The sequence below is a fragment of the Binatus sp. (SeqCode) genome (assembly GCF_036522015.1).
Classification (GTDB): domain Bacteria; phylum Desulfobacterota; class Binatia; order Binatales; family Binataceae; genus Binatus.
On record NZ_DATDGQ010000305.1, the window covers coordinates 1 to 2,211 of the forward strand.

Annotated in this window: 4 protein-coding genes; 1 reads left to right on the forward strand and 3 read right to left on the reverse strand. The window is 60.7% G+C overall.

The window, feature by feature from the left end; translation table 11 throughout:
- The 3 genes from VIW95_RS13035 to VIW95_RS13045 form a co-directional block, all read right to left on the reverse strand.
- Positions 1-204, reverse strand: a 204-nt coding sequence (locus VIW95_RS13035) for a hypothetical protein (protein ID WP_331587170.1), incomplete at its 3' end; no start/stop codon positions are given.
- Positions 205-247: 43 nt separating this feature from the next.
- Positions 248-754, reverse strand: a complete 507-nt coding sequence (locus VIW95_RS13040) for a Fur family transcriptional regulator (protein WP_331587173.1) — start codon at positions 752-754, stop codon at positions 248-250.
- 8 nt (positions 755-762) lie between these two features.
- Positions 763-1,056, reverse strand: coding sequence for a hypothetical protein (locus VIW95_RS13045; protein ID WP_331587176.1), 294 nt, complete (start codon positions 1,054-1,056; stop codon positions 763-765).
- 104 nt (positions 1,057-1,160) lie between these two features.
- Between VIW95_RS13045 and VIW95_RS13050 the strand changes: the two genes are divergently transcribed.
- Complete coding sequence (locus tag VIW95_RS13050) at positions 1,161-1,997, forward strand: universal stress protein (RefSeq protein ID WP_331587178.1); 837 nt, start codon at positions 1,161-1,163, stop codon at positions 1,995-1,997.
- The last annotated feature ends 214 nt before the right edge of the window (positions 1,998-2,211 follow it).

The window sequence follows — 2,211 nt, forward strand, 5'->3', positions numbered from 1 at the left end:
GCATCGCACGACGTCGGGAGAATCGCAAACGTCGTTGAGCAGCATGTAAATCGGATTGCCCTTCGGATGGCCCCACCAGCTGCCGCGAATCGGCTCGCCCGCAATCGCCTGCGCGAGACTCCGGATAGTGCCGTTGGCCGATTCGAGCACAGCGCCGTGGCGCTTTATGAAATCGATCGCTTCCTTTTTCGTTTTGACCGGCACCGTGGTTCCGGTCCCTAGTTCTAACGTCGGAGCGCGGCGGTGGCTACATGCTTTGCTGGGCGTGATGGCAGTCGGAGCAGATCCCGTACAGTTCCATCTTGTGCCGGGTCAGGGTCACGCCGAGATCGCGCGCGACGATATTTTGCATGCGCTCGATCGCGGCGTTTTCGAACTCGATGATCCTGCCGCATCGCTCGCAGATGAAATGATCGTGATGGCGCTCGCCGACCGCTTCATAGCGCGCCTGTCCCTCGTCGAAGTGGCGCTCATATAGCAGCGCGCATTCCTTGAGCAGACGCAGCGTCCGGTAAATCGTCGCATAGCCGACGTGCGGGTTGATCTTCTTGACCTCGGCGTACAATTCCTCGGCGCTGATATGGTGACCGTGGTCGAAGAATACGCGCGCGATGTCGTCGCGCTGACCGGTGGACTTGAGTCCGCGCTCCTTGAGGCGCGTATGGAACGTGAGCATCCGCTGTTCCGCGCTGATCGCGGGTTTGCGATCGATGACGGTGTGGCCGACCGAATGGCTTTCGCCGGGACGCGGCATATCGGCACTCAGCCTGGCGCGTCTCCGAGGTGAACGACGCGGCGCGCTGCCGGGGACAGATACAAGGATTCGAGATCGCGCGAGCGCAGCGCTTCGGCAATCACTTCGAGCTGCTCGGCGGCGGGTTGATCGCGATCTATTATGACCAGGTTCTTGTCGCGCAGACGGCATGCGCCGCCGCGCGTACGGTAGCCGATTTCGCGCATGATCTTTTCGCGACGGACCTCGAGCCCGACGCGCTGCGCCGCCTCGGCGAGCTCCTCCACGATTCTCATCATCCGCGCTTCGCTAAGTTCGCTCATTTCACCTGCATCCCTGAGCAATCGAATTCGGTTGCGATAGCGCCGCCTCTTGAGGCATAACCGCGCGGCGTGTTATCGCGGTCATAGACGCGGAGGTCAGGCGCTTGATCAAGAAAATTCTCGTCGGCATCGACACCTCCGACCATTCCAAAAACGCACAACAGTACGCATTCTACTTCGCGCGAATCTTCAATGCGTCGCTGATTGGATTGCATGTCGTCGATATCGTGTCGATCGAAGGCTCGTTTTTCCATGATATATCAGGTTCGCTGGGGCTGGAACCATATCTGGATTTTTCATCCAAAATGCGCGAGGTGCTGACCGCCCGCGGCCGCGGTGTGCTCGACGAATTTGCCGCCTCCGCGCGCCGCGAGAACCTGGCAGTCGAAACCGTGCTCGACATGGGCATAGTAGCCAACCAGATTTGCGATCGCGCGCGCAGCGCCGACCTCGTGATGATCGGGCATCGCGGGGTTAACGAAAAATTTTCGACCGGGCTGCTGGGTTCGACCGCGGAGAGCGTCGCGCGCAAATCTCCGCGCCAGTTGTTCATCTCGCCGAATAAATTTCGCGAGGTCAAACGCCCTGTGCTCGCCTACGACGGCAGCGAACGGGCGTCGCGCGCGATGCGCTCGGCGGCGGAAATCGCCAACGGCCTCGGCGTTCCAATAACCGTCGTCACCTGCGCGCGCGATCCCAAGCTCGGCGAGCGGACGCTGGCCGAGGCGCGCAGCTATTTCGAGAACTACACGCCCAAGGCCGAGTTCAAGCTGCTGCAGGGTCACGCCAACGAGGAAATCGTGAAGTTCCTGAAGGAGCAGGACGCCGACCTGCTGTTCATCGGCGCTTACGGGCACAGCAGGATTATCGAGATGGTGCTCGGCTCGACGACGGAGTTCGTGCTGCGCAATTCGCCGTGCCCGGTGTTCCTCGCGCGCTGATTGTTGATCGGCATCGAATTTTTCAAGGAAACAAAACATCTACGATGATCCCCAATTCTTCGCGGGCTACAGCCAACTGCGCCGCCATGAGAGCGGTCTCTACATGGCGGTCGATCAACCGGCGATGCGGTCACTACTGCCTCCGCTCGCGAGCAAACGCGTACTCGACCTTGGCTGCGGGTTCGGCAAGGCGTGCCGCTATGCGATCGACTCC

Bases quoted from the DNA above. Each gene is read 5' to 3' on its own strand.
- VIW95_RS13040 (WP_331587173.1), bottom strand. From the start codon at position 754: ATGCCGCGTCCCGGCGAAAGCCATTCGGTCGGCCACACCGTCATCGAT.
- VIW95_RS13045 (WP_331587176.1), bottom strand. From the start codon at position 1,056: ATGAGCGAACTTAGCGAAGCGCGGATGATGAGAATCGTGGAGGAGCTC.